Here is a 5225-nt window from a genome sequence, read left to right as displayed (position 1 = left end):
GTTGAAACGATTGCTGATATAGAAAAATTGGTCGTAAAAAATCCAGAGCAGCTGGCGTATGTGTCACAAACAACATTGTCTGTAGACGATACTGCTGAATTAATTATTGCACTTAAACATAAATTTCCACAAATCGTTGAGCCTAAAAAAAGCGATATTTGTTACGCCACCACCAATCGTCAACAAGCCGTCAAAATTATGGCTCCTCAAGTAGAATTATTAATCGTCGTCGGTAGCAGTAATAGTTCTAATTCAAATCGGTTACGCGAAGTGGCTGAAAAAAAAGGCGTAATCGCGTATATGATAGAAAATGCGTCTTCTATTGATCCGGCTTGGATTATCGGAAAAAAACGTATTGGAGTAACCGCAAGCGCATCGACGCCCGAGATATTGGTGACAGAAGTCATCAATCAATTGCGCGACATGGGGATACAGCAGGTTAAAATATTACCCGGAGTTGCCGAAGAAGTAGTTTTTCCGCTTCCCAAAGGATTAATAGGATCGAATGAAGAGCCAACTAATACATAAAAAATGATATTTTAAACTAGTTTTTCGCAATAATTTTACAATACAGCTACCACACCTTTTACAATAAATTATTCGATGAGGAAAAATTCTAAAAAACATTTTTTGCCATTGCGTGAAATAGTTGTTTAATCTATTGGTACTTCATGGCACGATAAATACAGTAGTTATTTGTGTAGGATTCGATATTTGAGATTTATATTCTTGAAAATGAGGGTATAAATCGGTTTATTATAAATAGAATTACTAGGATTTTATCTTAAAACTAGTAGCGTTACGGTTTTTATATTTTAGGGCTAAAATCTAGCTCAGAAGTATAAATCGGGCAAGAGCGGCGATATTTCTGGCATCGTCAATGCCACGGTGGTGTTTTCCCAGAAGTGGCAGGCCTAAGTGGTGCAACGCGCTAGCCATTCCCAGAGGGCGTGTCCCAAATTTCTCCGCGCAGCGTTTCTTGAGGTTGATGTGCCGCGCAAAGTCAAACTCATACGGCGGCGTAATCTCGTGACGGGCGAAGTCCTGGAGAAACTGCGTCAGGTCGTAGTTGCCCCAGGAGCAGAGCGTGTAGGGGCGCGGCCCAATCCAGTCCTGAAACTCCTGAAATACCTCGGGAAAGAGCCCCGCACGCTCCACATCGCGCTGAGTGATACTCGTGAGCTGTGTGCAGAACTCTGAGAGCTCTGGGTTGAGTGTGGGTCGGATAAAGCGCCCAAACTCCCGCGTGGGCTCGGAATCTGCCGAGAGCATCTCTACGGCTCCGATCTCGATAATCTCCATCTCCTCACGGGGCATGCCACTGTCACGGCAGGTGGCTTCTAGATCAACAATTAGATAACGCATTATGTCTCGTTATCGCCAGAGTACTAGGTTTTGCTCAAGTTGAACTTTTTCAGGTGCTTGGGGAGTTTTCCGTACAAGGAGACTTTTTATGAAGCATCTATTTCTTAGTGGTGCGGCCCTGTTCGCTCTTGCGCTTCTCTCGGGTTGTGGTGGGAGCAGCTCTGTCACGCCGACCCGTGCGGTTCTGAAGATTACCAACAATGACCTGACGCCTCTACTCAATGGTTACCACTACGAGAACTGGGTTCTTGTGGGAGGCAAGGCGCTTCCTGCGGGCAAGTTCAATATCAACGCCAGTGGGCAGATTGTGAACTTGGATGGCACGGTTGTCACCAATGGCGAGTTTGCCACGGGAAAAGAGCTCACCGGCGCGACATCGGTTGTCGTGACGATCGAGCCGACGGGGGATACGGATACGGTTCCTGCCAAGACACATATTGTTGCGGGGGATATCTCCGGCAATGCTGCCAGCCTCACCATCGGGCACCCGATGGCGCTGGGAAATAGCTTTGCGGCGGCGACGGGAGGTTTTATTCTGGCAACCCCCACCGACGGTGACAACACAAATGAGAATAGTGGTATCTGGTTCCTGAAGCTAGATGGTGGCCCCAAGCAGGGGCTGACTCTCCCGACGCTTCCGGCAGGCTGGAAGTATGAAGGTTGGACGGTCATTGCAGGCAAGCCAATCTCCACAGGCCGCTTCACCACGCCCACTACTGCCGATGAGAGCGCCCCGTTCTCAGGAACTTCCCCCGGCCCCGCTTTTCCCGGTGAGGACTTTTTGCGCAATGCACCGGCAGGGCTGACGTTTCCTGCTGATGTCCGAGGCGGAAAGGCTGTGATCTCCATCGAGCCCGATAGCGATGACAGCCCGCTGCCCTTCGAACTCAAGCCTTTAGTGGGGGATATTCCCGCCGCCGCCGTAGACCACACCAACCTGCCTCTGGGCAACAATGCCAGCGTCTTCCCTAGCGCCAGCGCCCAGCTCCTCTAGGATTGATCGGATGGTTCCTGCTCCGCGAGGACTCTCTCGCGGAGCGGGACTTTTGTCCAGATGTACCAGAGGCCGATGAGCCCCAGTGCGATGCAGCCCGCTTTGGCCCAAGGCATTCGGATGGCAAAAACGGCGCTGATACTCACGGCGAGTGAGAGGCTCACGGAGGCGAACCACTTTGCCTTCAGCGGCATTCCTAGCCCGCCCCGGTAGTCCTGAAGAAGCGGCCCGACGAGGGGCAGGTTTAGGAGCCAGTGAAGAAACTTCTCGCTGCTCTTAGAAAAGCACCAGGCCGCCGCGACAAAAAATCCCGTCGCAGGCAGACCCGGCACCACGATCCCGACAAACCCCAGCCCGACGCAGAGAAAGCCCAGAGTCAGCCAGAGATAGCGCATATACTAGCGAGTATACCGCGGACTCTGGTCAAGAGTTGGCAGGAGTATCCTCGCGATTCGGGCAATGCTCCGGGCATCGTCGGGGGCGCGGTGCGCTTGCCCAGAGCGGCTTAGCTTGAGATGGCGTAGCGCGGGCCCGAGTCCGGTTGGAGGCAGGTTCTGCCAGCGCGAGAACGCGGACTTTAGATTGAGCGCACTCTCAAAGTCGGTAGGTAGCGCCACGTGGTGGCGCTTGGCATCACGGCGAAGCTGCGCCAGATCGTAGTCGCCCCAGGTACAGAGCGTGAAGGGCGAGCTCCCCAGCCATGCCAGAAACTGCGCGAAGACCAGCGGGAAGGGGTCGGCCTGATCCACTTCAAACTGCGTTAGCCCTGTCGAGCGCAGGCAGTAGCGGGAGAGCACGGGCGTCCCCACGGGGCGCACCAGCATCCCAAACTCGCTAGAGACTGCCGCCTCCGTACTCGCGGAGGAAAGCTCCACGGCCCCGATCTCCAGAATCTCGGTTTTCTCCGGTGAGACCTGCTCCTCCCAGCTCGTCGCCTCAATGTCAAAAATCACGTGTCGCATAGCAATAGTTGTATCGCAAAATCCCTATGGTTTGCTAAAATTTGATTCCAGTTGGAACTATTTTGACAAGGTTAGGTTTAATAGATTTGGAGGATGACGGAGATGATGACGATACGACGATCAAGTGAGCGAGGACATGCCAACCGTGGCTGGCTGGATGCCTACCACTCGTTCTCGTTCAATACCTACTACGACCCGACCAACATGGGCTTTGGGTCGCTGCGGGTGATCAACGAGGACAAGTTTGGGCCGAGCCGGGGCTTTGGAATGCACCCGCATGAGAACATGGAGATTATTACCTACGTGCTCTCTGGCTCCCTGGCACATGAGGATAACACGGGCGGCAAGGGCGTGCTGAAGCCTGGTGACATCCAGCGCATGAGCGCCGGGACGGGCGTTTTTCATAGCGAGGCCAATGCCTCGGATACCGAGTGGCTGCATTTGTTTCAGATCTGGATCGAGCCCAATGTTCTCGGAGCCGCGCCGCGCTACGGCGAGAGCCATATCCCCGAGAGTGCGAAACGTGGCAAGTGGGCGGTGGTGGTCTCTGGCACAGGCCGTGAGGGCGCGATGGAAATCTACCAGGATGCGGAGCTTCTGACAACGCTTTTGGAGCCGGGTGAGAGCCGGGCGCACACACTGGCAGCAGGTCGCCTGGGCTACGTGCATATTGTCGTGGGAGAAGTGACGGTTAATGGCCAGCTTCTCGTGACGGGCGATGCGGCGAAGCTGGAGCAGGAGACTCTCGTGACACTACAGGCCCGTGCAACCAGTGAAGTGCTTCTCTTCGACCTTCCTGGAGATTAGGGTTATAATGCCTCTATGCCGACCCATTTCGTGGGGCCTGATTCACAGAAGCGGGCACTGGATACCTACATCAAGCTCATGCGCGCCGCTGAGTCCGTTGCGCGGCGTGCTCTGAGCTGTCTCCAGGACTCCGGGCTGACTGAGGGGCAGTTCGGGGTTCTGGAGGCACTCCATCATCTAGGGCCCCTTAAACTCTCCGATCTGGCCCGCAAGCACCTGCGGAGCCCTAACAACCTGACCGTCATTGTGGACAACCTGGAGAAAAATGGCCTGGTGCGTCGTCAGCGCTGCGAGCACGACAGGCGCATTGTCTTTGTGCACTTGACGGAGCCAGGGGAGCTGCTTATCACGAGCCTCTTTCCCAAGCACGCTGAGGCGGTGGCAAAAGAGATGTCACTCTTAACCGAGGAGGAGCGGGAGCTACTCGATGGGCTCTTGCGACGACTGGGAAAAGGCGTCGGCTAGCGTTCCGGGTATACTGAGGGCATGAATCGTCGTCATTTTCTCGCACTCTCTCTCTCGGGGGCACTCATTGCTACAGGCGGGAGCTGTGGCAAAAAGCAAGAGACTCCCAATCCTACCCCAGGGTTAGGAAAGAAGATCAAGGCTGGGCTCGTCACCGATACGGGGGGGGTGGGCGATAAGTCTTTCAATGCGCAGGCCTGGGCGGGGCTCCAGAAAGCGGAAAAAGAGCTGGGAGCACAGGTGAAGTATGTCGAGTCTAAGCAGAATGCGGACTATGTCGCCAACCTTACCAAGTTCGCCGAAGCCAAGTATGATGTGGTCTTTGCCGTTGGTTTCTTGATGCAAGATGCTCTCAAGGAAGTTGCGTTTAAGTTCCCAAAAGTCAAGTTCGCCATTATTGATGGCGATGCGCCTTCTTCGTCTAACTGCGTGGCCTATAAGTTCCGCGAGGAAGAGGGCTCGTTCTTAGCAGGGGCTCTGGCAGCCTCGGTGAGTAAGTCGGGCGTGCTGGGGTTTGTCGGTGGGATGGAGATGCCGCTTATCAAGAAGTTTGAGTACGGCTACCAGGCAGGGGCTTTTACTATCAAGCCCGATATCCAGACCCGCGTTGCCTATGTTGGCGACTTTAACGA

General features: G+C 54.1%; 7 protein-coding genes and 1 pseudogene. 5 read left to right on the top strand and 3 right to left on the bottom strand.

The features are described from left to right. A pseudogene (ispH, locus tag RMO15_RS23655) lies at nucleotides 1–528 on the top strand (4-hydroxy-3-methylbut-2-enyl diphosphate reductase); the annotation flags it as partial. Nucleotides 529–828: 300 nt separating this feature from the next. On the opposite strand, the gene RMO15_RS23650 reads toward ispH, so the two are convergent. Next, on the bottom strand, nucleotides 829–1365 hold the full coding sequence (locus RMO15_RS23650) for a 3'-5' exonuclease (RefSeq protein WP_309718218.1): 537 nt from the start codon (nucleotides 1363–1365) through the stop codon (nucleotides 829–831). 88 nt (nucleotides 1366–1453) lie between these two features. On the opposite strand from RMO15_RS23650, the gene RMO15_RS23645 reads away from it, so the two are divergent. Continuing rightward, nucleotides 1454–2359 (top strand): hypothetical protein, encoded by a 906-nt coding sequence (locus RMO15_RS23645; RefSeq protein WP_309718216.1) that lies wholly within the window; start codon nucleotides 1454–1456, stop codon nucleotides 2357–2359. Here the strand turns inward: RMO15_RS23645 and RMO15_RS23640 are convergent. Beyond that, on the bottom strand, nucleotides 2356–2754 hold the full coding sequence (locus RMO15_RS23640) for a YbaN family protein (protein ID WP_309718214.1): 399 nt from the start codon (nucleotides 2752–2754) through the stop codon (nucleotides 2356–2358). The two genes, RMO15_RS23645 and RMO15_RS23640, sit on opposite strands and share 4 nt — an antisense overlap. A 3-nt stretch (nucleotides 2755–2757) precedes the next feature. After that, nucleotides 2758–3321 (bottom strand): 3'-5' exonuclease, encoded by a 564-nt coding sequence (locus tag RMO15_RS23635; protein WP_309718211.1) that lies wholly within the window; start codon nucleotides 3319–3321, stop codon nucleotides 2758–2760. A 102-nt stretch (nucleotides 3322–3423) separates the two neighbouring features. On the opposite strand from RMO15_RS23635, the gene RMO15_RS23630 reads away from it, so the two are divergent. The 3 genes from RMO15_RS23630 to RMO15_RS23620 all read left to right on the top strand — a co-directional run. Next, the gene (locus RMO15_RS23630; protein ID WP_369016159.1) at nucleotides 3424–4128 is read left to right on the top strand and encodes a pirin family protein; all 705 of its coding nucleotides are present in this window, start codon (nucleotides 3424–3426) and stop codon (nucleotides 4126–4128) included. A gap of 15 nt (nucleotides 4129–4143) precedes the next feature. Beyond that, the gene (locus tag RMO15_RS23625; protein WP_309718202.1) at nucleotides 4144–4593 is read left to right on the top strand and encodes a MarR family transcriptional regulator; all 450 of its coding nucleotides are present in this window, start codon (nucleotides 4144–4146) and stop codon (nucleotides 4591–4593) included. Nucleotides 4594–4614: 21 nt separating this feature from the next. Beyond that, a partial coding sequence (locus RMO15_RS23620) for a BMP family ABC transporter substrate-binding protein (protein WP_309718199.1) occupies nucleotides 4615–5225 on the top strand: 611 nt, incomplete at its 3' end.

It is taken from the genome of Armatimonas sp., from assembly GCF_031410135.1.
Taxonomy (GTDB): Bacteria; Armatimonadota; Armatimonadia; order Armatimonadales; family Armatimonadaceae; genus Armatimonas.
Note: the sequence above shows the minus strand (reverse complement) of the source record. Positions and strands in the feature narration are given on the sequence as shown.